This window comes from Streptomyces sp. NPDC030183, from assembly GCF_055573455.1.
Window position 1 is genome coordinate 298,893 of the sequence record NZ_JBVIBK010000005.1, and the last position, 24,001, is coordinate 322,893.

The window sequence follows — 24,001 nt, forward strand, 5'->3', positions numbered from 1 at the left end:
TGGCACCGGAGCCCAGCCCTTCCAGGGGCGCGGGGAACTGCGCGAACAACCACGAACCACCCGCAGCCGCCGTACCGCACTGGCCCCCGAGCTCTGAGGCGAGCCGACAACCGCCCGGTACCACTGGCACCGGGGCTCAGCCCTTCGAGGGGCGCGGGGAACTGCGCGAACAACCACGAACCACCCGCAGCCACCGTACCGCACTGCCCCCCGAGCTCTGAGGCGCCGCACCCCGACCCTCAGGCCGCCGCCACCGGCAACCCCGGAGTCCGGTGCACCTTCCGATCCGCGGAGACCGCGAACACCTCGCACCCCTCCCTGGACGCGGCCCACTCGATCCCCTCCACCCCCATCGCGAACGCCGCCGTCGCGGTGGCGTCGGCCTCCGTGAGGGACGCGGCGACGACGGTCACGCTCAGCAGGCCCGTCGCCGGACGCCCGGTACGGCCGTCGAGGATATGGTCGCCGCGCTCGTACCGCGCGGACGTGGCCACCGCCCCCTCGCCCACCTCCAGCACCGTGCAGAGCCGGTCGGCCCGCTCGGGATGGCGCACGCCGACCCGCCACGGACCGCCGGTCACCGCCACGTCCCCGCCCGCGTTGAGGCAGACCCGCCGCGCGCCGCCCTCCGTCAGCAGGTCCGCCGCCCGCTGCACGGCCCACCCCTTCACCATGGCGCAGGGATCGAGCCCCCGCCCCGGCAGCCGTACGTCGAACGCGCCACCGGTCGCCACCCGGTACTCCTCGCACAGGTCGAGGACCTCGGCCAGGTCCGGGCTGAGCTCGTGTGGGGCGAGCTCACCCCGGTCCAGCCGGGACACCTCGCTGTCGGCCCGGAACGGACTGAACCGGGCGTCGACCTGGCGCAGCCAGTCGAACGCCGGCTCCGCGGCCTCGGCGGTGGTGCCCTCGTCCTCGATGAGCAGGGAGATCGGGAAACCCATGATGTGTTCGACGCGGCGCATGATCAGCCCTTCGCGTCGAGGGCGGCCTGGAGGGACTTCCGGTAGGCGCCACTGGTGATCGTCGCGCCGGAGACCGTGTCGATGTCGGCGCTCTGCGCCTGAAGCGTCTCCTCGATCAGCTTCGGCACCGCCGCCTCGGTCTGCGGATGGTTCGGCTGCTGGAGCATCTTGACGGCGGTGATCTTCTCGCCCTTGAAGGTCGCCTGGACCTGGACGGGACCCTTCTCCGTGTCGATCGTGGGGCCCGACACCACGGTGGAGCCGCCCGAGGCGGACGTCGAGGCCGACGGCGCCGGCTCGGCGGTCGCCGTGGTGGTCGCCGCTGTCGAGGGGGCGTAGCGCCACACGGGGACCAGCGCGGCGGCGCTCAGGACCAGGGCGGGTATCGCTCGTTTCACGGTGTCTTCCTCATCCCGCCAGGCTGAAGCGTTCGAAGTGGATCTGCGGCTTGGGCACGTCCAGCTCGCGCAGGCTGCCCAGGACGGCGTTCATCATCGGCGGCGGTCCGCACAGGAACACGTCGCGGTCGGCGATGTCCGGCACCATCCGGGCCAGCTCGCGCGGCGCGAGGAGGTCAGGGACGGCGGGCCCCGAGACCAGGTGCAGTTCGGCGCCCTTGTCGAAGGCGAGCCGCTGGAGCTCCTCGTACAGGACGGCGTCCTGCCGCGTGCCCACCCGGTAGATCACCACGGCGTGCCCCTGGATCTCCTCCAGCAGCGCCCGGATCGGGGTGACGCCGACGCCGCCCGCGATGAGCACCGACTCCGGCCGGGTGCGGTGCATCGCGGTGAACGCGCCGTACGGGCCCTCCGCGAACACCCGCGTGCCGACCTTCACATGGCGCAGCGCGGCGGAGCCCGCACCGGCCGACTTGGCCGTCAGCCGCAGCTGCTTGCCGTCGGGCGCCGCCGACAGGGAGAACGGGTTGGCCTGCCACCAACGGTCCCGGGTCAGGAACCGCCACAGGAAGAACTGTCCGGCCCGCGCGGGCATCCGGTCCAGGTCACGGCCGCTCATATAGATGGAGACGACGTGGTCCGACTCGTGGACGACGGCCGTGACGCGCAGCTGGTGCCGCCAGTTCCGCCACAGCGGCAGCACCAGCCGGCCCAGGAACACCGCCGTCAGGGCGCCGCCCCACAGCGCGTACCAGTACGCCGTCGCCACCTCGGACGACGCGAACGTCGTGCCCGCCGCGACCTGGTGGGTGAAGGCCAGGACCACCGCCACGTAGGTGTACAGGTGGATGAAGTGCCAGGTCTCGTAGGCGAGCCGGCGCCGCGCGTAGCGGGCCGACACCACGCCGATCACGATGATGATGCCGAGCGCGACGATGGCGCGGAGCACGCCCTCGGTGGTCTCGGCGAGGTCGATCACCTGGTTCACCGGGCCCATGCCCGAGGACTGGGCGTACCCGAAGGCGATGAACACCCCGTGCGCCACCAGCAGCCACAGCACGGAGAAGCCGGTCCAGCGGTGCCAGGAGGTCAGCCGGTCCATGCCGATGCGCCGGTCGAACCACGGCAGCCGGGCCACCAGGAGCAGCTGGAAGGCCATCAGCAGCGCCCCGTACAGACCGGTCAGCCGGCCCAGCACGATCAGGGCGTTCGAGGCGAAGCTCGCCTGCACGAAGAAGACGGCCACCGCGACCACGTTCGCCGCCAGCACCGCGTACAGACCGGTGCGGGCGACCACTTTGGGCCGCGCTCCCGAGCGGCTCGCCGCCGCGAGGGGTTGTTGGACAGTGGTCACGCTGACAGCTCCTTGATCGGGTCCGGGATACGAGCTTGTCCGTGCACCGCTGTCGTTTTACTGTCGGTTAACTTTCAAGTTTTTATCGATCTTCTGGCGAGCTGTGAGCGGCTATGGCCGAAGGCGATCGGTGCCGCAGTATGAGCACGTGGAAAAAGTGCGACTTCTCGTGGTGGACGACGATCCGCCCATCGCGGATCTGGTGGCGACCGTCGCCCGCTACGAGGGCTGGGACGCGGTCACGGCGAACTCCGGCGAGGAGGCGCTGCGCCAGGCCGCCGAGTTCCATCCGGACATCGTGGTCCTCGACCTGATGCTGCCCGGCCTGGACGGCTTCGGCGTGCTCGACCGGCTGCGCCGGTCCGGCACGATGGTGCCCGTGGTGTTCCTGACCGCCCGCGACGGCGTCGCCGACCGCGTCGCCGGACTGACCCGCGGAGGTGACGACTACCTGGTCAAACCCTTCGCCGTGGAGGAGCTGATGGCCCGGCTGCGCACCGTCCTGCGCCGCAGCACCGGCCCCGGCTTCCAGCGCTCCGTGCTCCAGGTCGCCGACCTGACGATGGACGAGGACACCCGCGAGGTCCGCCGCGGCGAGAAGCTCCTCACCCTCACCCCCACCGAGTACGAGGTGCTGCGCTACCTCATGCGCAAGTCGCCGACCGTCCTCACGAAGGCGCAGATCCTCGACCACGTCTGGGAGTACGGCTTCGGCGGTCGCTCCAATGTCGTCGAACTCGTCGTCAGCAGGCTGCGCCGCAAGCTCGACGACAACGGCGAACCGCTCATCCACACCGTGCGCGGCTTCGGCTACGTGCTGCGGCAGGCGGCCGAGTGATCGCCCGTCTGAAGGAGACCTACCGCGGCATGCGCCTGGGTACGAGGCTCGCCCTCGGCCTCGGCGCCCTCGCGCTCGTGGTGTTCGCCATCGTCGGCAACGCGCTGACCATGTACATGCGCGACTATCTGTCGCGGCAGCTCGACGAACAGCTCCATGTCGCGCAGGTCGCCCAGTCCAAGAGCATCGCGGCCGACGGCACGCTGGAGGGCAAGAAGTACTGGGGCTGGTACTACGCCGTCTACGACATCAAGGACGGCACTCCCGACCTGCGGACCCCCGAGGACTCGGTCGACCTGCCCCAGGACATCGACGACTTCACGCGCCTCGCCGCGGACCAGGTCGGCTCGGACACCGAGATCACCCGCACCGAGCAGCTCGGGGGAGCCGGTCTGTACCGGCTGCGGGCCTGCGAGGCCGAACCAGGGGTGATCCTGGTCGGCGCCGCCCCCATGGAGGAGATCGAGGACACCGTCGAGCAGCTGGTCACGATCCAGGTCGTCGCGTTCGCCCTCGCCCTCGCCGCCCTCGTCGTGTTCGGCCGGGCCATGCTGCGGCGCGGACTGAAGCCCCTCAGCGACATGGCGCACACCGCCCGCGGCATCACCTCCCACGACCTGACGGACTCGGCACGCCTGCCGGTGCGCCACGACCGCCGCGACGGCGGCCCCGAAGTCGAGGAGCTGCGGACCGCGTTCAACAGGATGCTGGAGCACATCGACGACGCGTTCGCCGTCCGCACCGCGGCCGAACAGCGCCTGCGCCAGTTCGTCGCCGACGCCTCGCACGAACTGCGCACCCCGCTGATGTCCGTACGCGGCTACGCCGACCTCTTCCAGTACGCCGCCGCCCACAGCCCCGAGGAACGCGACAAGCACCTGGCCCGGCTGCGCGCCGAGGCCGCCCGCATGGGGGCCCTGCTGGACGACCTCCTCACGCTGGCCCGCCTCGACGCGGCCGACGTGGAAGCACCGCTGCGCCGGGAGGAGGCCGATCTGGTGGAGCTGGCCCAGCAGGCCGGGGACGCGTTCCGCGCCGGGCACCCCGGCCATCCGCTGACCCTCACCGCGGGCCCCGACCGGGTACGGCTGCGCCTGGACCCGCTGCGGATCCGGCAGGTGCTCGACAACCTCCTGACCAACGCCGCCGTGCACACCCCGCCGGGCACCAAGGTGCACCTGGAGGTGTACGTCGTCGCCGGCACGGCCGAGGTCCGGGTCACCGACTCCGGGCCCGGCATCCCGGTGGACGACCAGGAGCGCGTCTTCGACCGCTTCTACCGCGTCGACAAGGCCCGCAGCCGCGACCGCGGCGGCAGCGGCCTCGGCCTCGCCGTGGCCCACTCCCTCCTCCGGGCCCACGACGGCACCCTCACCCTGACCAGCACCCCGGGGACGACGACCTTCACGATCCGCCTGCCCCTGGAGGGGACGACGACGTAGGGCGGCCGCCGACCGCTCGTCGACTGCCGGCCCGCCGGTCCGACCGCCGCCCCTCCCACTACGACGATCTCCGGGTGGCCTCGCAGATCTCCGTGGGGTAGCCCTGCGACGCGACGAGGGTCAACTCGCTGCGCGGCATGCCCCCGAGGTCGATCTCCGCGCCCTTCATCTGCACCGCGACCATGACGAGCGTCGCGTGCCACTTCGCCGACCGCACGACCGTGTCGAACACGCCGGGGCACCGGCCGCGTCGATGGAGAGTCGGTGCCCGGCCGGGGCCGGCCCAGCGCGTTGGCCGCCTGGCCGTGCAGCGCGGTGAGCCGGGCCGTGACGTCCTCCCGGGACGAGTCGACGACGGCGTCCGCGCCCACGGCCAGCGCCTTCTCCAGCCGGGAGGGGAGGACGTCGATGACGACCACGTGCTCGACTCCGCGCGGCTTCAGCCAGATCGCCGCGCCGAGACCGATGGGCCTGGCGCCGACCACGACGACCGCGTCGTCCCGGCTTCGCCCCGGAGCGGTTGACGCAGTGCCGGGCGACGGCCATGGGCTCGTCGAGGGAAGTGACGTCGAACGGCACGTGGTGGGGAGACCGCGCCGCCCACGCCGCGGGCGAGTGATGCGGTCATCCGCTGGACCCCCTTGACTCCTCCCGAGGCGAGGGCCATGATCTGTGCCAGATAATAGCACAGCATGCCGCATTGTGGCACGACATGACATGGGGTCTCAACGGCCCGCCCCCCTCCACGTCGCCATACATCATCCTCATGCTCGGGCCCGGTGGTGCCGGCCCGGGAGACGGAAGGACAGTCCTGTGTCAGCTGCGAGGAAGCGCGTCGCGGTGGTCGGTGTGGGAACGATGGGCAGTCAGGCCGCCTGGCGGCTGGCCGGCCGAGGTGCCGAAGTCGTCGGCTACGACCGGTTCGCGCCCGGCCACGACCGCAGTGCCGCAGGCGGTGAGACCCGGGTCTTCCGCAGCGTGCAGACCCACGACGGCCGCTATGTGCCGCTCGTCCGGCACGCCGACGCCCTCTGGAAGGAGTTGCAGGCGGAGACCGGACGGGAACTGCGCCGACTGATCGGCGCCCTGGTCATGGGGCCGGCCGACGACCCCGAGATGCGGACTGTCATCGACGGCATCGCCGAGCACGGCCTCGACCACGAGGTGATCGACGCCGAGGCGATGACGAAGCGTTTCCCGCAGTTCCGCGTCAACGACGGCGACCTGGTGGTCCTCGACCCCCACGCGGGGTTCATCCGCCCCGAGCTGACGGTCCAGACCGCGGCCCGGCGCGCCGAGGAACTGGGGGCCCGGATCCGCCGCTACACACCGGTGCGGGAAGTCACGCCCGCCGCCGGGGGAGGCGTTCTGATCCGCACCGACACCGACACCGAGCGCTTCGACGCCGCGGTCGTCACGCCTGGCCCCTGGGTGTGTGATCTCCTGCCCGACCTGCCGTGGGACGTCAGCGTCCACCGTGCGATCAGCGCCTGGTTCCTGCCCCACGAGGACCACCCGGGGGGCGCCGAGCGCCCCGCCTTCATCCGCTGCGGCGACACCCCCTTCTACGGCATCCCCTCCCCGGACGGCCTGGCCGTCAAGCTGGGCCTGCCCCAGCCGCACCACAAGCTGGTGGACGACCCGAACCGGTTGAACCGGACCGTCGCACCGGAAGAACTGGAGAGCTTCACCAAGGTGGTGCGCCGCCACCTGCCCGGCCTGAACGCCGACCCGGTGCGCCTGTCCGTCTTCATGGAGGGCTACACCGACAGCACCCGCCCGCTGGTCGGCCCTCTGCCGGGCTGCGACGACATCGTCCTGCTGGCCGGGTTCTCCGGCCAGGGCTTCAAGGTCTCACCCGCCATGGGCGACATCGCCGCGGACCTCGCCCTTGAGGGCCGCACCTCCCAGCCGATCGACTTCATCACCACGACCGGCCGCACCACGGCCTGAGCCCGAACGGGGAGGCACGCACCTCGCCGCCATCGCCAACCCCGGTCGTGAAGGAGACGGTCCGCTGTGGACGCCATCGACGAGAAGATCATCGCCGAGCTGACCCGCAACGCCCGCGTCTCGCACTCCGAGCTGGCGGGCAAGGTGCTGCTGTCCCGCAACGCGGTGCGCCAGCGCGTCGAACGTCTGGAGCGCCAGGGCCACATCGCCGGATACACCATCGTCCGCCCGGGCCACGACACCGGCAACGTCGTCCCGGCGCTCGTGCTCGTCTACCGCCAGGACCGCATGCGCGGCGGCGACGTCCTGGCCGCGCTCAAACGCATCCCCGAGGTCGTCATCTGCGAGATCCTCAGCGGCGACTTCGACATCATGGTGCGCTTGGAGGCGGCCTCGCTGGAACGCGTACGGAGCATCTGGGAGGAGATCGCCAGGATGCCCGGCGTACGGGACACCGTCACCGCGCTCACCCTGTCCAGGGTGGTCGATCGCCCGCGGGGAGAGCAGCCACCGGCGGCAGCCGGGTGAGCGCGGCGGACGGTGGACGGTGGACGGTCAGCGGACCACTTCACTGATGTGGTTCACGCAGACGACCTTGGGCTGGGTCATCTCCTCGAAGGCGAAGCGCACGCCTTCGCGGCCCATGCTGCCGTATTTGAACCCGCCGAACGGCATGGCGTCGAGGCGGTAGTCGGAGGAGTCGTTGATCATGACTCCGCCGGCTTCCAGCAGCCGGGCCGCGGTCAGGGCGCGGTCCAGGCGGGAGGTGAAGATGCCGGCGTGGAGGCTGTAGTCGAGGGCGTTGGCCTGCTCGACGGCGTCCTGGAAGGAGGTGAACGGCTGGAGCACGACGACCGGGGCGAACACCTCTTCGTGCCAGATCGAGCAGGTCGGCGGGACGTCTTCCAGGACGGCCGGTGTGTACAGGGCGCCGGTGACGGTGTTGCCGCACAGCAGGACCGCGCCCTGGGCCACCGCCGTGTCGACCTTGGCCCGGGTGGCGGCCGCCGCGTCCGGGGTGATCATGGGGCCGACGTCGGTGTGTTCGTCGCGGGGGTCGCCGGTGCGCAGCAGCTTGGTGCGGGCGACGAAGGTGTCGCGGAAGCGCTTGTAGACCTCGGCCGCGATGAGGATGCGCTGGGTGCCGATGCAGTTCTGGCCGGCGGCCCAGAAGGCGCCGGAGACGCAGGAGGCGACGGCCTCGTCGAGGTCGGCGTCGTCCATGACGATGACCGGGGCGTTGCCGCCCAGGTCCATGGCGAGCTTCTTCAGGCCGGCGGTGCGGGAGATGGCCTCGCCGGTGGCGAAGCCTCCGGTGAAGGACACCATGCGCACGTCGGGGGCGGCCACGATCGCGGCGCCGAGGTCGGCGTCGCCGTGGGCGACGGTGACGATCTCCTCGGGCAGGCCGGCCTCGATGAGGGTGTCGACCAGGCGCAGCGCGGACAGCGGGGTCAGCGCGGAGGGTTTGAGGATGATGGCGTTGCCGCCGGCGATGGCGGGGCCGAGTTTGTGGGCGACGAGGTTGAGGGGGTCGTTGAAGGGGGTGATGGCGACGATGATGCCCAGCGGTTCGCGGGTGAACCAGCCCTGCCGTTTCTCCGAGCCCTCGTGGGAGTCGAAGGGGATGACCTCGCCGGCGTTGCGTCGTGCCTCGGCTGCGGACAGGGTCAGGGTGTTGACGGCGCGGGCGGCTTCCTTGCGGGCCTGGACGATGGTCTTGCCGGCCTCGCTGACGATGAGCTGGGCGAAGGACTCGGCGCGCCGCTGGATCAGGTGGGCGGCGCGTTCCAGGATCGCGGCTCTGGTGGCGCGGGACAGGGAGGCCGCGGTGCGGCGCCCGCACCTGGCCTGCCGCAGGATGCCGTCGACGGCGCTCGCGTCGGTGGTGGGCACCGAGGCGATGACCTCGCCGGTGTAGGGGTTGCGCACGGGCGTGGCGTCGGTGCCGAGGGCGATGGCGGGGGGCACGGCGGTGTCAGACACGGGAGGTCTCCTTCAGAACGGGGCGCGCCGGCGCGGAGTCGGCGTCCGCGTGACGCTGGTGAATGGCGGCGATGTCCGACAGCAGGGCGTAGGCGGTCTCGATGCGCCCGGCACCCGGCCCGGACACCATGACGGTGCCGAGGAGGTCGGTGTGGAAGGCGACCGCGTTGACCGGGCCGGAGATCCCGGCGAGCGGGTGCTCGGCAGGCAGGGCGAGCGGGGTGACGCGGGCGTCGACGCCGCCGTCCTCGTGGCGGGTGGCGGAGCCGACCAGCTTCCACCGCAGCCCCTTCGAGGCGGCGTCCCGCACCTCGTGCGGGGTGAGCGAGGAGATGCCCTCGCAGAAGACGTCCTCGCGGCGCAGGTCGGCGCCGAGCACCTCGTTGGCCAGGATCATCACCTTGAGCTGGACGTCGTGGCCCTCGATGTCCGCGGTGGGGTCGGCTTCGGCGTACCCGAGTCGCTGGGCCTCGGCGATGGCCGCCCACAGTTCGATGCCCTCTTCGAGGCGGCCGAGGACGTAGTTCGAGGTGCCGTTCATGATGCCCTGGACCCCCGTGATCTCCAGGCCCCCGAACATGCGCTCGGCGGTGCGCAGAACGGGGGTGCCGCTGAGCACCGAGCCCTCGAACTCGAAGCCGACACCACGCTCGGCGGCCAGCCGCTTCAGGGCGCGGCCGGCGAGCGCGACAGGTCCCTTGTTGGTGGTGCACACGTGCTTGCCCGATTCCAGGGCCCAGCGCACATGGGAGAGGGCGGGCTCGCCGTCGACCGGGTCGGTGAACGTCGCCTCCACGACGATGTCGGCCGGCACCTCGCGGATCACCCACTCGTTGCGTGGATCCGCGCTGCCGCCGGCCAGGCCGGCGAAGCTCAGCTCCCCAGGCTCGGCGGCCAGCAGCGGCGCCAGATCGATGCCGTCGGTGTCCACCAGGGAACCGGCCCGCAGATCGGTGATCGCCACCACCCGCAGGGTGAAGCCCAGCTCCTCGGCCAGGCGGTCCCCACGCTGGGACACGAGTTCGGCGAGCGCGCGATTGACGCCGCCGAATCCGATGAGGGCGAGATCGTATCGGCCCATGAGATCGCTCCTTCGCAGTCCGCCGCCTTGCACGGTGCGGCTGCCGAGGAGCCTCGCCCGCGCGCCTGTCACCCGCTCCATGCCACAACGGCCACGACACATGCCGATCTGCTCCGTCCCCTGGCGATTCGCCCGCCCCGGGGGCCCTTCGAGGTGCCGGCCCTGTTCACCGCCCTGCCCGGCCGTGCCTGTCCCAGCCGTGCGCCGCCGCTGTCCCGGGGCCGTTGTCAGTGGTGGCAGGCAGGATGACGGTCATGACGACTCCTGTTGCACAGATCGTGGATGCCGCCGCCTACGTGCAGGCGGTCGAGGACGCGGTGAAGGCCGCGGCGGCCTACTACGCGGGCGGTACCTCACCACTGGACGACGATGCCTACGACCGGCTGGTGCGCGGCATCGCCGCGTGGGAGGCCGACCATCCCGACCAGGTGCTCCCGGACTCGCCGACGGGGAAGGTCGCGGGCGGCGCGGTCGAGGGCGATGTGCCGCACACCGTGGCGATGCTGAGCCTGGACAACGTGTTCTCCGCCGAGGAGTTCACCGCGTGGGCGGCGTCCTTGGCCCGGCGTGTCGGCCACGAGGTGGACCAGTGGAGCGTGGAGGCGAAGCTGGACGGTCTCGCCATCGCCGCCCGCTACACCCGTGGCCGCCTCACCCGGCTGATCACCCGGGGGGACGGGACGGCCGGGGAGGACGTCTCGCACGCGATGGGCACCATCGAGGGCCTGCCCGAGACCCTGTCGGAACCGGTGAGCGTGGAGGTGCGCGGCGAAGTCCTCATGACGACCGCCCAGTTCGAGCACGCCAACGAGGTCCGCACCGGGCACGGCGGGCAGCCCTTCGCCAACCCCCGCAACGCGGCCGCGGGCACACTGCGCGCCAAGGAGCGCGCCTACACGGTGCCCATGACGTTCTTCGGCTACGGCCTGCTGCCCCTGCCCGACACCGATCCCGCCCTCGCGACGCGGCTGGGCGACCTCGCCCACAGTGACCTGATGGTCCTCGCCGCCGACCTCGGGGTGAACACCACCGCCTCGACCGCGGTCCCCGGCACAGTGGCCCGCAGCGGTGAACAGGTGCTGGCCCGGGTGGAGGAGATCGCGGCGCTGCGGGCGCGGTTGCCGTTCGGGATCGACGGGATCGTCATCAAGGCCGACCTCGCCGCCGACCAGCACACCGCCGGATCCGGATCGAGAGCTCCCCGGTGGGCGATCGCTTACAAACTCCCGGCCGTGGAGAAGATCACCCGGCTGCTGGAGGTCGAGTGGAACGTGGGCCGCACGGGCATCATCGCCCCGCGCGGCGTGCTGGAACCCGTCGAGATCGACGGCGCCACCATCACCTACGCCACGCTGCACAACCCCGCCGACATCACCCGCCGAGACCTCCGGCTGGGCGACCACGTCATGGTCCACCGGGCCGGCGACGTGATACCGCGGATCGAGGCCCCCGTCGCGCACCTGCGCACCGGCGCCGAGCAGCCCATCGTCTTCCCCGAGGTGTGCCCGCGCTGCGGTTCCGGCATCGACACCAGCCAGGAGCGCTGGCGCTGCGAGCAGGGCCGCAACTGCCACCTGGTCGCCTCCCTCTCCTACGCCGCCGGCCGCGACCAGCTCGACATCGAGGGCCTCGGCGCCACGCGTGTCGTCCAACTCGTCGAGGCCGGCCTGGTCGCCGATCTCGCCGACCTGTTCACCCTCACCCGCGAGCAACTGCTCGGCCTGGAGCGCATGGGGGAGACCAGCACCGACAACCTCCTGACCGCGATCAGCACCGCCAAGGCCCAGCCGCTGTCCCGCGTGCTGTGCGCGCTCGGCGTACGCGGCACGGGCCGGTCCATGTCACGGCGCATCGCCCGCTGGTTCGCCACCATGGACAACATCCGCGCCGCCGACGCCACCGCCATGCAGCAGGTCGAGGGCATCGGCACCGAGAAGGCCCCTTCCATCGTCGCCGAACTGGCCGAACTCGCCCCGCTCATCGACAAGCTCGTCGCCGCCGGGGTGAACATGACCGAGCCCGGCGCCACGCCGCCGAGCCCCACCGCCGCCGACACGGGGAGTGCGAACGCCGCGGGCGGGCCGCTCTCGGGCATGACCGTGGTGGTCACCGGCGCCATGTCCGGTCCGCTGGAGAAGCTCAGCCGCAACCAGATGAACGAGCTGATCGAACGGGCCGGAGGGCGCTCCTCCTCCAGCGTGTCGAAGAAGACCTCACTGGTCGTCGCCGGGGAGAACGCCGGATCCAAGCGGACCAAAGCGGAAGACCTCGGTATCCGCCTGGCCACCCCCGACGAGTTCGCCACCCTGGTGGCCGACTATCTGGTCTGACCGTCTCCTGACGCGAAGCGTCGTACATCCTGCTCAACCGTACGGTCGGCCGCCGTGTCCCCGGCGCGCAGGGTTCCGCGGCGGCCGCCGCGCTCTCGGCGCTGCTCTTCCTCCCCGTCGGCCTGGTCGTGATGGTCCGGCAGCCGCCGACCGTCGGGGTGGTGGGGTACGCCGTGGCCGCCGGGATCCTCGCCTCGGCCGTCCCCTACCTCACCGCGAACGCCTTGAGCATCCTGGCCCCCGCCGCTGACCCCGCCGCTGCCCCGCCGCTGCCCCCCGCCGCCCGGGCGAGCGCGGTGGGCTACCGGGACTTGAACCGGGCCGGACGCACGAAGTCCAGCCCGTCGAACGTCTGCTTGCCGAGCGCCTCGTGTGCGGCGATGTGGCCGTAGCCGGTGGCCATCTTGAAGCCCTTCCCGGAGAACCCTGTGGCGCAGTAGACGCGGCTGTTCTCGTCCAGCCGGCCGAGGAGGGGGTGCCTGTCCTCGGTGAAGAGGTCGGGGAAGGCGTCGGAGCGCACGATGGTGGGGATCAGGCCGGGGAAGAACTCGGTGACCGTCTCGGTGACCTTCTCGATTTCTTCCCGGGTGAGTTCCCTCGGCACGGAGTCCGGGTCGGGGGTGGTCCTGGCGCGTCCGCTGAGCGGTCCGTCCACCGACGCCTTGACCGTCACGCCGTCGACGGCGGGTGCGCCGTACAGGGAGCGATCGTCGTACAGCCGGCTGAAGACGGGGAAGTTCTCCGGGGAGAACTGTGCGCTGTCCTGGGCGACGAACCAGGTCAGGACGATCCGATGGGTTTCCGTGACGGCCTTGAGGTGGTCGGGCATGAGCCTTCGGGACCAGCCGCCCGACGCGACGATGACCTTGTCGAACGTCCAGGTTCTGTCGCCCGAGGTGACGACCACGCCGTGCTCGGTCTCGGTGATGCTGTCCACGGGGGTGTTCTGCAGGACGGTGGCGCCGTTCGCCTGGGCCGCCGCGACGGCCGCGCTGACGGCGCGGTCGGTGCGCAGCACGCCGGCGCGGGGGTCGTAGACGGCGCAGTCGTCGGGGCGCAGGTTGTGCTGCGGGTAGCGTTCGGCCAACTCTTTCCGGCTGAGGAGGCGGTGCTCGGCTCCGTTGACCCGGGCTGTCTCGAGGAGGCTGTTGAGGAAGCCGCTGTTCGCCGTACCGATGGACAGTCCCCCGGTCGGCGTGAAGATCTCCTGCCCCGTCTCCGCTTCGAGTTCGGCCCACAGGCCGCGGGAGCGTTCCATGATGGGGTAGTAGTCGGGCTTCCCGAAATAGATCATGCGGAGCAGGCGGGTGTCCCCGCCCACGGCACTGCGGCCGTGGGCGGGGGTCGCGGCCTCGAAGCCCACGACCGAGTCGGACAGTCGGGAAGCCTGCCACAGGGCCATGCTTCCGATGCTGCCCAGACCGATGACGGCGAGTTGTGCGTCCATGCGAGCGGTTTCCCTTTCGTCTACTCGTGAAGCCCGGCGAGTCTGCTGCCGAAGTCGGCCAGAAGTGAGGTCTTGCGGGAACCCCTGTGCTCTTCCCACCGGTCGGCGATGCCGAAGAGCCGGTACATGGCGTGAACGCCCAGCCAGCGGACGGGTTCCGGTTCCCACTTCCGCGCCCGGTAGCCGACCCAGGGGAGGGTGGTCCGCTCGGTCTCCCGCTCGAAGGCGAGCTCCACGAGAGTCCTGCCGCCGACGTACGCCGATGTGACGCCGTGTCCCGCGTAGCCGGTGGACGATCCGACCCCGGACGCCGGGTCCCAGTGCACACCGCCGTTCCAGTCACGCGTCACGCCCAGCACTCCCGACCAGGCATGCTCCACCTCGAAGGGGATGCCCGGGAAGAAGGAACCGAGCTTGTGCGACAGCAGGTCGACGGTCGACCGGGCGGTCGCACCGGCTCCCCCTGTGCCGGACCCGAAGCGGTAGGGGACACCGCGGCCCCCGATGGCGATACGGCCGTCCGAGGTCCGCTGGGCGTAGATGAACGTGTGCGCGGAGTCGCTGAGACACTGGGGCCCGTCCCAGCCGATCTGCTGCCAGACCTCCTCCGGCAGGGGCTTGGTCACGATCATCGAGGAATTGACGGGGATCAGGGTCCGGCTGCCGAGCAGCGGTCCCGAATAGCCTTCGGTGCAGATGAACGTCCTGGCCGCGGTGACACGTCCGTCGGCCAGGGTGAGGGTCTTGCCGCCGACGCTTTCCACGCGGCTGCCCTCGTAGATCGCCACCCCCATGGAGGTCAGGGTGTCGGCGAGGCCGTAGACGAGCTTCGCGGGGTGGAACCGCGCGCAGTGCTTGTAGTAGAGCCCGCCGTGGACGGTGGAGATGTTGATCCGGCTCCGGAACTCCTCCCGGTCGAGCATGCGGACGTCGTCGCCGGTCAGTCCGTACTTCAGGTCGGCGTCCCGTCTGGCGACAAGCCGGCCCAGCCCCGCCCGGGTGTGGGCGGCGACGAGCGCGCCGCCCTTGCGTTGATCGGCGTCGATGCCCTCGGCCTGGAGGATGTCCAGGACGGAGTCGACGCCGGTGACGAACTCCTGCTGCAGCGCCCGGCTCGCTGCCAGACCTCCTCCGGCGCGGGCGAAGGTGGCGCGGTTTCCCGGAGGCATGGCCGAGAGCCAACCACCGTTGCGGCCCGACGCTCCGTAGCCCACCTGTTCGGCCTCGAAGACGGCGACCGAGAGCGATGGTTCGAGCTTCTTGGCGAAGTACGCCGCCCACAGGCCGGTGTAACCGCCGCCGACGATGGCCACGTCGACGGAGTCCTGGCCGGTGAAACGGGGGAACGAGGGCCTGATGTCGGCGAGTTGGGCCACCCAGAAGCCGAGCTCTCCGTTGCGGGGTGGCGCCGCGAGGGCGTTCATGGTGTGTCCTTCGTCTGGGGCTGGGGACCGAGGAGCCCATTCCTCCGCCGCGTCCTTGGTGAGCAGGATGAGGCTGCCTCCCATGGCGGAGCACAGGACCTCCTCGGGTTCGCCGACCAGCCGACCGTGCCGAGCCGTGAGCCGTCGAAGACGAAGTCGTCCCGATCACGGCGGCCGGCACGATCGGCGCCGGGGTGTCGATTCGCTCGACGAGCGTGTCCAGGGCCTGGGGGAGCCGGTGCACAGCCGTACCGCTATGACCGGTTCGCCGCCGCACCCGTACCACGGTGCGGATGACAGGAGGTCTCCGCCCAGGCGTCAGGGGCGGGGCAGGCCGAACAGGACGGGGAGATCGGCGATGTCGGTGATCCGCTCGTAGCCGAGCCAGTGCTCGTCGTGCTCCCAGCCCCGGTCCATGTACACCTTGTTCTCGATGCCCATGATCGCCGCCGAGCGCAGGTCGTACATCGGGCTCGCGGAGACGTGCACGATCTCGTCGGGCGTCACACCGAGCTTCTCGAACATGTAGTCGAACGTGCCCAGTCGCGGCTTGTAGACGCCCATCTCCTCGGCGCTGATGACGACCTCGAACGGGGCCTTCAGGTTCTCCGCGAGGCGCTCGGCGTGCGCGGTGTCGCTGTTCGTGATGATGACCAGCGGGACCTCCTCGGCCAGGCGGTTCAGCGCCTCGGTGACACCGGGGTACGGGCCCCAGGTCGGGATGGTCTCGTACACGGCCCGCGCGTCCTCCTCGCGGAACTCGAGACCGACCTTGCGCGAGGCCCGCTCCATGGAGCGGGCGACGACCTGGTGGAACGGCTGGTACGCACCCGTGCACTCGTCGATCCGGTACGCCTTGCAGATCCGCAGGAAGTCGTCGGCGATCTCGGCCGGCAGCCGGTCGCCCAGCACTTCGCGCATCGTGTCGTTGATGCTGAACTTGATCAGCGTTCCGTTCATGTCGAACGTCGCGAACTTGGGCTTGAAGTCGAATGGCATGGGTCCTCCTGGTGATCAGTGGCGGGGCAACCCCGGGAGCCGTGGTCGATTGTCGACCATCTGCGGTTGGTCGATTGTCGACCGTGGGGCTGTCGAGTGTCAACCATGCCCGCGGAACCTCGGATGGAGGCACTGCCCGCAGGGGTATAGTCGACAAACGACCAAGTGGCGTGCCGAGAAAGGGCGACGGGGTGGACCACAAGTTCGAGTGGCAGGAACAGCGGACCACGACGCCGGACGGTGTGTACCGTACGCTGCGTGCCGCCATCCTCGATGGAAGCGTCCCTCCCGGTGGACAGCTGCGCGAGGCGCACATCGCCACGGATCTGGGGATCAGCCGGTCCCCGCTCCGTGAGGCGCTGACGAAGCTGGAGGAGGAAGGACTCGTCGTCAAGATCCCCTATCGAGGGGCGTTCGTCGTAGAGGTGAGCCCTCGTGAGGTCGCCGAGATCGACTCGGTCCGGCTGCACGTCGAGCCGTACGCCGCCGAACTCTCGGCCGAAGCGCTGCGTGGTGCTGAGCGGCCGCGGCTGCTGCAGACCGTCGAGGATCTGCGTCGGGCGATGGAGAAGGACGACATCCCGGCCAGCATCGACGCGCACCTCCGCTTCCACAGGCTCTTCTACGACCTCTCGGGCCACGGTGTCCTGCAGGGTATGTGGAACGGCTGGGAGACCAAGCTGCGCCTCTACCTCAGCGTCGATCACCGCACGTACAGCGACAACCCGCAGCAACTGGTCGTCGAGCACGAGAAGTTGGCCACGGTCGCCCTGGAGGGCGACTCCGACGCGTTCCGCCAGGAACTGGCCGCCCACTTCCCCATGGGGCTGGGAGACCGGACGGCAGATCGAGGGGAACACGCGCCCCGGCACTCTTGAGGGCCATGCCGACGTGCGTGAAGCGTCAAAGCCCGGCTCGCCGGCGTGACGCCGCACGCCCGTGCCGAGACGTCGGCGGCTGACTCCGCAGCCGCTCAGGCTGTGTGTCGGCTACTTGCCTCTGCGTCATGGTCATTGTTCTGTGCTCGTGCGAGGTTCCTGGGCGCGGCCGGAGTCGCGACCGCCGCGCGCTGAGCAAGCCGCCTGGCCGGTTCCGGCCGATGGTCGGCGGAGGTGACGAGGCGGACGACGCCCGGCGCCCGGCAGGCGGCAGGCGGCAGAAGAGGATGTTGGCCTGCGCCTTGCCGGCTGGCCATATGCCGGCGTCCAGCCGCTGCCCACGCCGCGGGACGTGGCGGACCAGCCGTGGATCACGGTGCACGACGGCTTCCCGCTGATGTCCGCGGTGCTAGCCGAGGTCGTCGCCGCCGGCGGCGGCCTCACGCTGATGCCCGTTGGACCGCTCGGCCGCACCCGGACGTCGTCCTCAAGCCGCTCGGCGGGGTGTACGCCCGACGCGACATCGACCTCCTCCACCGGCCTGAGCGCACCGCCCGGAAGGCCGCCCGCGCAGTCCTTGCCGAGTTGCACCGCGCCGCCGCACGGATCCAGGGCCAGGACCACTGATTCGCCAACCGCTACGGGTCCGTGGCACATGTCGTAGCTGTCCCGGAGCGCCCGCGCGGGCTTTTACGGCCTCTTCGGCAGCCAGGGTCAGGCGTCGACCGTTGCCTCCAGCGGTATTGACAGTGCTCTACGGGCAACCATATGGTCGACAAACGACAATAGCCCGGGCGCTTATAAGCCACGATATGGCGCTTTGTCGCCCCTGCCGCTCGAGGAGAGAGCCGAGTGCAGATGATCAAGATTCGTGTGAAACAGGTATGTGTCACCAACCATGTCGTCCTGTTCCCCGTGCTGTCCGCGGCGGTGACGAGATGAGTCGGTCCGTGACGTCGGCAGCGAGCACCGGTTCGGCTTCCGCTCGGCTTCAGGCCCTGGGCCTCGCCCTTCCCGAACTCGCCGACAACCCGTACTACGTGCACCACCGGTCGGTGGACTCCAGCATCTACATCTCGGGCCAACTGCCGTACAAGGACGGTTGGTTGCTGGGTCAGGGCATAGTCGGCCGGGACGTCGAGCTGGAGACGGCGCGGTCACTGGCCCGCCATGCCGCGCTCAACGCTCTCGCCGCCGCTGTGCAGGCGGTGGGCGACCTGGAACGGGTCCGGATCGTGCAGATGCTGGTCTTCGTGGCCAGCACGCCGGACTTCGGAGAGCAGTCGAATGTCGCCAGCGCGGCCAGCGAACTGCTCATCGAGGTACTGGGTGAGAACGGACGGCACGCTCGCACCGCGATCGGTGTCGCCGGGCTGCCGCTTAACAGCCCCGTCGAGATCCAGATGGTGTGCACCGCCGTCCCGGGGAGGGCAGCGTGAACCGGCTGCAACGAGCACTCGACGCTCTGGCCGAGCGGATCGACACCCCCGCGCCGATCGTGTTGGTCGACGTCATGCAGGGCAACATCGACCGCGTCCAGGGTTTCGCCGACCAGCACGACCTCAAGGTCAGGCCACACGTCAAGACGCACAAGTGCGTGGAGATCGGGCGACGTCAGATCGAGGCGGGCGCGGTCGGAATCACCGCGGGAAACGTCGGTGAGGCCGAGGTCTTCGCCGCGGCCGGGTTCGACGACATCTTCCTCGCCTACCCGGTCTGGGTCGCGGGATCGAAGAAGCCCCGGATCCGCCGGCTCGCCGAGGCCGCCAGGCTGCGGGTGGGCGTCGACAACGTCGCGGCGATCGAGGCGCTCGCCGACGCGATGGGAGACGAACCGGACCGGCTGCAGGTCGTGATCGAGGTCGACTGCGGTGCCCGTCGTTCGGGGGCGCCGCCCGAGGTCGCGGGCGAACTCGCGCTCGCCGCCCGCAAGCGCGGTCTGGTGCCGGTGGGAGTCTTCACCTATCCCGGTCACGGTGGCACCGACCGGGACGCTCGCCGGCGCGCCGCGCAGGATCAGGAAGCCACGCTCACCGCTGCCGTACGCAGCCTCGAAGGCGTCGGGGTCACCGCGGAGGTGGTCAGCGCGGGCTCCACTCCCACCCTCGAGTTCTCCACCAGCGGCGTGATCACCGAGATCCGTCCCGGTGAGTACGTCTTCGGCGATCTGAACAACGCCCGGCTGGGCGCCTGCACGGAGGACCAGATCGCGCTGTTCGTCGCCGGGACCGTGGTCAGCGACTGGGTCCCCGGCCAGGTCATCCTCGATGTGGGCAACAAGGCCCTCAGCAAAGAAGGCAGCCCCGAGATCGGCTACGGCGGCATCGCCGGCACGACAGCGGTCCTGTCCAAGGTCAACGAGTACCACGGGTTCCTCCCGCTGCCGGACGGTGAGTTCCGCCCCCGCGTCGGCTCCGTCGTACCGGTCGTGCCGAACCATGTCTGCCCGGTCGTCCTCGGCTTCGAGGAACTCATCGTCACCGACAGCACGGGAACGTCGCTGGAGCGCTGGCCCGTCGACGCCCGCGGATTCCTCAACTGACCGGCATGGGACGAGAACTGACCGGCACGGGACGAGAACTGACCGGCACCGGACGAGAATCCCGTCCTCCCCGAGCCCCCACCCCCGACCGACCTCCCCCGCAAGAGGAGTGCCTGACATGAGACTCAAGAACGTCACTGCCCTGGTGACAGGCGCCAGCAGTGGCATAGGGCAGGCGGTGAGTTCCCACTTCCGCCGTGAGGGCGGGCGGCTGCTGCTCACCGGCCGCAGGGAGCGGCTCGACAGCGCTCAACCCGACGACCTGTACGTTCCCGGGGACCTCAACGACGAGGCGTTCGTCGAGCACCTGGCCGAACAGGCCGCGGAGTCCTTCGGCACCGTCGACGTCGTCGTCCTCAACCACGGTCTGCAGGCCGACGGTCCGCTCACCGAGATGGCCTGCGACGACGCGAGGAACGTGCTGGAGAGCAACCTGCTCAGCGCGTTCCTGGTGATGAAGCACTTCGCGCCGCTGATGCCCGAGACCGGAGGTTCGTTCGTCTGCGTCAGCTCGCGGCTGGGCATGGTGGGCATGGCGGGGCAGGTCCTGTACTCCGCCGCCAAGGGGGGCCTCATCATGCTCGCCAAGGGCGCGGCGATCGAGTGGGCCCCGCGCAACATCCGCGTCAACGTCGTCGCTCCCGGCCTGACCGCCACCCCGGTCATCGAGGCGGCGTTCCAGCGCAGGCTCGACCCCGAGGCATACCGCCGCCAGCGCGAGAGCACGATCCCGCTCCAGCGCCTCGCCACCCCCGAAGAGGTCGCCGACGCGGTGCTCTTCTTCGCGTCGTCGGAGTCGTCGTACGTGACCGGATCGGTCCTGACCGTCGACGGCGGCTACACCGCCGGCTGAGCCCCTGCCGGGCCTCACCACCAGCAACGGGCTGAACGACCTGCGCTGCTCTCGCCTGCCTTGGGCGACCGCCGTCGCGGCACGAACCGTCGAACACTCGCCGGGTAGTGCTCCGGCTCTGGTGAGGACCACCCCCACTCCGCTGGCCACCCAGCCGCCCCGCTCCGACGACAAGGTCGTCGGGAACTTCGATTCACGGCGAACACGCGCCCCAAACAGCGATCGGCAACGCAAGCGGGCGATGCTCTGCCCGCGTTCGCCGCCCTGAACGCCCCCGCCCGCGAGGTAAAGCCCCCGCACAACTGGTCCCACGCGTCCCCAGATGAGGAGTATTGCCATGAGTGATGCCCAGATCGGTCGTAGAGCGCTCCTGCGCGGAGCAGGCGGTCTAGCCGCCCTCGCCGCTCTCCCGTCCCTCTCCGCCTGCGGCACCGGCACCAGCCGGGTTTCGTCGGGCAGCGGCAAGGGCGGCGGCAAGACGGTGGTCGTCCGTGACAGCGGCGGTTCCTACGGCGCGGCTCTGCAGAAGGCGATCTACACGCCGTTCACGCGGGAGACCGGTATCCAGGTGAAGGTGCTGAACCTGGACGACGCCCCGCTGCTGGCGCAGATCAAGCAGGGCCGCCCGCAGTGCGACCTCATCAACAACTCGATGATGTCCCACCTCAAGTACCTGGGGCAGAACGCCCTGGAGATGCTGGACCATGACCGGATCAAGAGCGTGAAGAGCGCGAAGATCCCCGAGGCCCAGGTCACCGACCATGCCATCAGCGCGGCTTTCTACGGCCAGTGCATCGGGTACCGCACGGACGCGTTCGGGGGCAGGAAGCCGGAGTCGTGGGCGGACTTCTGGGACACCAAGGCGTTCCCGGGCAGCCGTGCGATGGTCCATCCGGACGGTGACCTGCCGGAGCTGGAGTTCGCGCTGCTGGCCGACGGCGTCCCGATGGACAAGCTGTACCCGCTGGACGTGGACCGCGCGTTCAAGGTGCTGACCCGGCTGCGGGGCGACATCAAGAAGTTCTGGGACAGCGGCCCGCTCCCCGGCGTGCTGCTGAGCCGCCAGGAGGTGACGATGTCCACCGTGTGGGACGGCCGTCTCGCCGATCTGCAGAAGCAGGGTGTGCCGGTGGAGCGTCAGCTCAACGGCATGCGCCGCCAGTTCTCGGGTTATGCCATCGCCAAGGGCGCGTCGAACGTGGACAACGCCTACCTGTTGATGGACTTCTCGCTGCGGGCGGAGAGCCAGGTCGCTCTGGCGAAGGCGTTCCCGTCGAACCCCTCCTCGCCGCTGGCCTACGCCAAGCTCACCGAGGACGAGCGCAACGCGCTCGCCGGTGCGCCGAAGTACTACGACAAGGGCTTCGACGCGGACATCGACTGGTGGCTGAAGAACGAGTCGGCCGTCACCAAGCGCTGGTTGGAGTGGGCTCGTGGCTGATTTCGGTGTCGCCGCACCGTCGGTGAAGGTGGCCGGCGCCAAGCCGGCCACCGCGACCGGCAAGGCGCTGTCGGTGGTGGCTCTGCGCAAGACCTACGGCGACGTCGTCGCCGTCGACGAGGCGTCGATGGAGATCGCGGCGGGGGAGTTCGTCACCTTCCTCGGCTCCTCCGGCTCGGGCAAGACCACGACGCTGATGATGATCGCTGGTTTCTGCGAACCGGACTCCGGCACCATCACCGTCGGCGGCCGGGACGTGACGCGGCTTGCGCCGCAGAAGCGGGGGCTGGGCTTCGTCTTCCAGCAGTACCTGCTCTTCCCGCACATGACCGTCAGTGAGAACGTCGCCTTCCCCCTCACCCTGCGAGGTGTGCCGAAGGACGAGATCCGCAGGCGTGTCGGGGAGACGCTGGAGATCGCCGGTCTGTCCGGGTTCGGCGGCCGTAAGCCGCGTGAGCTGTCCGGTGGCCAGCAGCAGCGTGTCGCCCTGTGCCGGGCGCTGGTCTACCGCCCGCCGGTGATCCTCATGGACGAACCGCTCGGCGCCCTGGACAAGAAGCTCCGTGACCAGCTCCAGATCGAGATCAAGTCCATCCAGCAGGAACTCGGCCTGACCGTCATCTACGTGACGCACGATCAGGAAGAAGCGCTGGTCATGTCCGACCGTATCGCGGTGATGCGCAACGGTCTCATCGAGCAGTTCGACACCCCCCGCGAGCTGTTCGAACGGCCCAGGACGCCGTTCGTGGCGGACTTCCTGGGTGCGGCGAACTTCCTGCCCGGCCGGGTGGAGAAGCAGGACGGCGAGTACACCCTGGTCCGCCTGGACAACTCCGGTGGGCTGGTCAAGGCCCGCCGTCACCAGCTGGCCCCCGGTACCCAGGTGAAGGTCGCGGTGCAGCCGGGCCGGCTGCGGGCCAGCGCCGCCGACGACGGCTTCTGTACCGGCACGGTCGAGACCGCCACCTACGTCGGCACCCTGGTCCGCGCGGGCGTACGCATCGACGGCAAGGAAGCGCCGCTGCTGCGCCTGGAGGTCCCGGCCGGCCGCGGCCCGGTCGCCGGTGAGCGGGTCGGGATCACCGCCGACCCCGAGGACGTCAACCTCTTCCCCGTCGAACAGGGCGGGTGAGTCATGGCTGCCACCCTCACCGCGGGGGCACCCGCCCGCCCGCGGAAGCTGCTTGCTTCGCGCCGGACCCGGGTCGGGATCCTCTACGCCCTGCCCGTGGTCGTGTACCTGCTGGTGCTGTTCGTGTACCCGATCTTCAGCACGCTCCTGCTGAGCCTGAAGGACGCGGACGGATCGTTCACGCTGCACTGGTACGCCGACGCCCTGACCGGCGTGAACCTGTCGGTGCTGTTCACCACGCTGCGGATCTCCGCCGAGACGGCGGTGCTGAGCCTGGTGTTCGGGTTCGTCCTGGCGCAGGCGATCACCCGTCTGAAGCCGGTGTGGGCGGGTCTGGCGATGCTGGTCGTGGTCGTGCCGCACTTCGTCTCCGCGCTGGTGCGCACCTACGGCTGGATCATCATGCTCGGCGACAAGGGCCTGGTGAACGAGACCCTGACCGCCATGTCCATCCCCGGCGCGCCCTTCCAACTCCTCTACAACGAGCTCGGCGTCGTCATCGGCACCACCTCGATGATGCTCCCCTACACCGTCCTCCTGCTGTACGGCGTGATGCGCGGCGTGGACCGCCGCCTGCTGGCCGCGGCCGCGAGCATGGGCGCGAACCGCGTGACGATCTTCCGCCGCGTGTATCTGCCCCTCGTCGCGCCGGGTCTGGCCAGTGCCGGACTGCTCAGCTTCATCCTCTCGCTGGGCTACTACATCACCCCGGCCCTGATGGGCGGCCCCAACCAGACGATGATCGCCACCCTCATCAACCAGCAGGTCACCAAGGAGAACCAGTGGAACGGGGCCGCCGCGCAGGGCGTCATCCTGCTGGTCCTGACCCTGGCCGGACTGCTCCTGGTGAAGGTCGTCAGCTCTCTGGGGGCCAGCCGTAGGCGGAGGAACGGATCATGATGGAGCTGCGCAAGACCCTCACCGGCCGGATCGCCCTG

Annotated in this window: 21 protein-coding genes and 4 pseudogenes; 15 read left to right on the top strand and 10 right to left on the bottom strand. The window is 70.2% G+C overall.

Going from position 1 to position 24,001, the window contains the following annotated elements:
* Positions 1-239: 239 nt before the first annotated feature.
* From ACZ4Z2_RS08485 to ACZ4Z2_RS08495, 3 genes are read right to left on the bottom strand one after another with little or no spacing between them, the layout of a single operon-like run.
* Complete coding sequence (locus ACZ4Z2_RS08485; RefSeq protein ID WP_468073700.1) at positions 240-965, bottom strand: FAD:protein FMN transferase; 726 nt, start codon at positions 963-965, stop codon at positions 240-242.
* A gap of 2 nt (positions 966-967) precedes the next feature.
* Positions 968-1,363 carry an FMN-binding protein gene (locus ACZ4Z2_RS08490; protein ID WP_468073702.1) on the bottom strand — a complete coding sequence of 132 codons (396 nt, stop codon included), beginning with the start codon at positions 1,361-1,363 and terminating at the stop codon, positions 968-970.
* 10 nt (positions 1,364-1,373) lie between these two features.
* Positions 1,374-2,717, bottom strand: a complete 1,344-nt coding sequence (locus ACZ4Z2_RS08495; protein ID WP_468073704.1) for a ferredoxin reductase family protein — start codon at positions 2,715-2,717, stop codon at positions 1,374-1,376.
* A gap of 148 nt (positions 2,718-2,865) precedes the next feature.
* Between ACZ4Z2_RS08495 and ACZ4Z2_RS08500 the strand changes: the two genes are divergently transcribed.
* Positions 2,866-3,555 carry a response regulator transcription factor gene (locus ACZ4Z2_RS08500; RefSeq protein ID WP_468073706.1) on the top strand — a complete coding sequence of 230 codons (690 nt, stop codon included), beginning with the start codon at positions 2,866-2,868 and terminating at the stop codon, positions 3,553-3,555.
* The gene (locus ACZ4Z2_RS08505; protein WP_468073708.1) at positions 3,552-4,997 is read left to right on the top strand and encodes a sensor histidine kinase; all 1,446 of its coding nucleotides are present in this window, start codon (positions 3,552-3,554) and stop codon (positions 4,995-4,997) included. Before ACZ4Z2_RS08500 ends, ACZ4Z2_RS08505 begins: the two co-directional genes overlap by 4 nt.
* 58 nt (positions 4,998-5,055) lie before the next feature.
* On the opposite strand, the gene ACZ4Z2_RS08510 is transcribed toward ACZ4Z2_RS08505, so the two are convergent.
* Together ACZ4Z2_RS08510 and ACZ4Z2_RS08515 are read right to left on the bottom strand one after the other, a co-directional pair.
* Positions 5,056-5,229 carry a hypothetical protein gene (locus ACZ4Z2_RS08510; protein WP_468073769.1) on the bottom strand — a complete coding sequence of 58 codons (174 nt, stop codon included), beginning with the start codon at positions 5,227-5,229 and terminating at the stop codon, positions 5,056-5,058.
* A gap of 121 nt (positions 5,230-5,350) precedes the next feature.
* A pseudogene (locus ACZ4Z2_RS08515) lies at positions 5,351-5,716 on the bottom strand (hypothetical protein); the annotation flags it as partial.
* Between ACZ4Z2_RS08515 and solA (ACZ4Z2_RS08520) the strand changes: the two are divergent.
* Together solA (ACZ4Z2_RS08520) and ACZ4Z2_RS08525 are read left to right on the top strand one after the other, a co-directional pair.
* The gene (gene solA, locus ACZ4Z2_RS08520) at positions 5,715-6,950 is read left to right on the top strand and encodes an N-methyl-L-tryptophan oxidase (RefSeq protein ID WP_468073710.1); all 1,236 of its coding nucleotides are present in this window, start codon (positions 5,715-5,717) and stop codon (positions 6,948-6,950) included. The pseudogene ACZ4Z2_RS08515 and the gene solA (ACZ4Z2_RS08520) sit on opposite strands and share 2 nt — an antisense overlap.
* Positions 6,951-7,016: 66 nt before the next feature.
* Complete coding sequence (locus ACZ4Z2_RS08525) at positions 7,017-7,478, top strand: Lrp/AsnC family transcriptional regulator (RefSeq protein WP_468073712.1); 462 nt, start codon at positions 7,017-7,019, stop codon at positions 7,476-7,478.
* Positions 7,479-7,505: 27 nt separating this feature from the next.
* On the opposite strand, the gene ACZ4Z2_RS08530 is transcribed toward ACZ4Z2_RS08525, so the two are convergent.
* A complete protein-coding gene (locus ACZ4Z2_RS08530) occupies positions 7,506-8,936 on the bottom strand; it encodes an aldehyde dehydrogenase family protein (protein WP_468073714.1) in 1,431 nt (476 codons plus the stop codon).
* Complete coding sequence (locus ACZ4Z2_RS08535; protein ID WP_468073716.1) at positions 8,929-10,017, bottom strand: homoserine dehydrogenase; 1,089 nt, start codon at positions 10,015-10,017, stop codon at positions 8,929-8,931. Before ACZ4Z2_RS08535 ends, ACZ4Z2_RS08530 begins: the two co-directional genes overlap by 8 nt.
* A gap of 254 nt (positions 10,018-10,271) precedes the next feature.
* Here ACZ4Z2_RS08535 and ligA point away from each other — a divergent pair, with 254 nt between their 5' ends.
* The gene (ligA, locus tag ACZ4Z2_RS08540; protein WP_468073718.1) at positions 10,272-12,347 is read left to right on the top strand and encodes an NAD-dependent DNA ligase LigA; all 2,076 of its coding nucleotides are present in this window, start codon (positions 10,272-10,274) and stop codon (positions 12,345-12,347) included.
* A 17-nt stretch (positions 12,348-12,364) separates the two neighbouring features.
* Positions 12,365-12,559: pseudogene (locus ACZ4Z2_RS08545) on the top strand (EamA family transporter); the annotation flags it as partial.
* 89 nt (positions 12,560-12,648) lie between these two features.
* On the opposite strand, the gene solA (ACZ4Z2_RS08550) reads toward ACZ4Z2_RS08545, so the two are convergent.
* The 3 genes from solA (ACZ4Z2_RS08550) to ACZ4Z2_RS08560 all read right to left on the bottom strand — a co-directional run bounded on the left by solA (ACZ4Z2_RS08550) (position 12,649) and on the right by ACZ4Z2_RS08560 (position 16,217).
* Positions 12,649-13,794: an N-methyl-L-tryptophan oxidase gene (gene solA / locus ACZ4Z2_RS08550; protein WP_468073720.1), complete on the bottom strand. Its 1,146-nt coding sequence runs from the start codon at positions 13,792-13,794 to the stop codon at positions 12,649-12,651.
* 20 nt (positions 13,795-13,814) lie between these two features.
* Positions 13,815-15,218, bottom strand: a complete 1,404-nt coding sequence (locus ACZ4Z2_RS08555) for an NAD(P)/FAD-dependent oxidoreductase (RefSeq protein ID WP_468073722.1) — start codon at positions 15,216-15,218, stop codon at positions 13,815-13,817.
* Positions 15,219-15,536: 318 nt separating this feature from the next.
* Positions 15,537-16,217 carry a haloacid dehalogenase type II gene (locus ACZ4Z2_RS08560; protein WP_468073724.1) on the bottom strand — a complete coding sequence of 227 codons (681 nt, stop codon included), beginning with the start codon at positions 16,215-16,217 and terminating at the stop codon, positions 15,537-15,539.
* A gap of 191 nt (positions 16,218-16,408) precedes the next feature.
* Between ACZ4Z2_RS08560 and ACZ4Z2_RS08565 the strand changes: the two genes are divergently transcribed.
* From ACZ4Z2_RS08565 to ACZ4Z2_RS08605, 9 genes and pseudogenes are all read left to right on the top strand, one after another.
* Positions 16,409-17,095: a GntR family transcriptional regulator gene (locus ACZ4Z2_RS08565; RefSeq protein ID WP_468073725.1), complete on the top strand. Its 687-nt coding sequence runs from the start codon at positions 16,409-16,411 to the stop codon at positions 17,093-17,095.
* Positions 17,096-17,385: 290 nt separating this feature from the next.
* Positions 17,386-17,495 (top strand): annotated as a pseudogene (locus ACZ4Z2_RS08570) (LysR family transcriptional regulator); the annotation flags it as partial.
* Positions 17,496-17,498: 3 nt separating this feature from the next.
* Positions 17,499-17,722 (top strand): annotated as a pseudogene (locus ACZ4Z2_RS08575) (LysR substrate-binding domain-containing protein); the annotation flags it as partial.
* A 323-nt stretch (positions 17,723-18,045) separates the two neighbouring features.
* The gene (locus ACZ4Z2_RS08580; RefSeq protein ID WP_468073727.1) at positions 18,046-18,534 is read left to right on the top strand and encodes a RidA family protein; all 489 of its coding nucleotides are present in this window, start codon (positions 18,046-18,048) and stop codon (positions 18,532-18,534) included.
* Positions 18,531-19,637, top strand: a complete 1,107-nt coding sequence (locus ACZ4Z2_RS08585; protein ID WP_468073729.1) for an alanine racemase — start codon at positions 18,531-18,533, stop codon at positions 19,635-19,637. Before ACZ4Z2_RS08580 ends, ACZ4Z2_RS08585 begins: the two co-directional genes overlap by 4 nt.
* A 118-nt stretch (positions 19,638-19,755) precedes the next feature.
* A complete protein-coding gene (locus tag ACZ4Z2_RS08590) occupies positions 19,756-20,490 on the top strand; it encodes an SDR family NAD(P)-dependent oxidoreductase (protein ID WP_468073731.1) in 735 nt (244 codons plus the stop codon).
* Between the two features lie 337 nt (positions 20,491-20,827).
* On the top strand, positions 20,828-21,931 hold the full coding sequence (locus ACZ4Z2_RS08595) for an ABC transporter substrate-binding protein (protein ID WP_468073733.1): 1,104 nt from the start codon (positions 20,828-20,830) through the stop codon (positions 21,929-21,931).
* Positions 21,924-23,063, top strand: coding sequence for an ABC transporter ATP-binding protein (locus tag ACZ4Z2_RS08600; RefSeq protein ID WP_468073735.1), 1,140 nt, complete (start codon positions 21,924-21,926; stop codon positions 23,061-23,063). Before ACZ4Z2_RS08595 ends, ACZ4Z2_RS08600 begins: the two co-directional genes overlap by 8 nt.
* Before the next feature lie 3 nt (positions 23,064-23,066).
* Complete coding sequence (locus ACZ4Z2_RS08605; RefSeq protein WP_468073737.1) at positions 23,067-23,963, top strand: ABC transporter permease; 897 nt, start codon at positions 23,067-23,069, stop codon at positions 23,961-23,963.
* Positions 23,964-24,001: the final 38 nt, after the last annotated feature.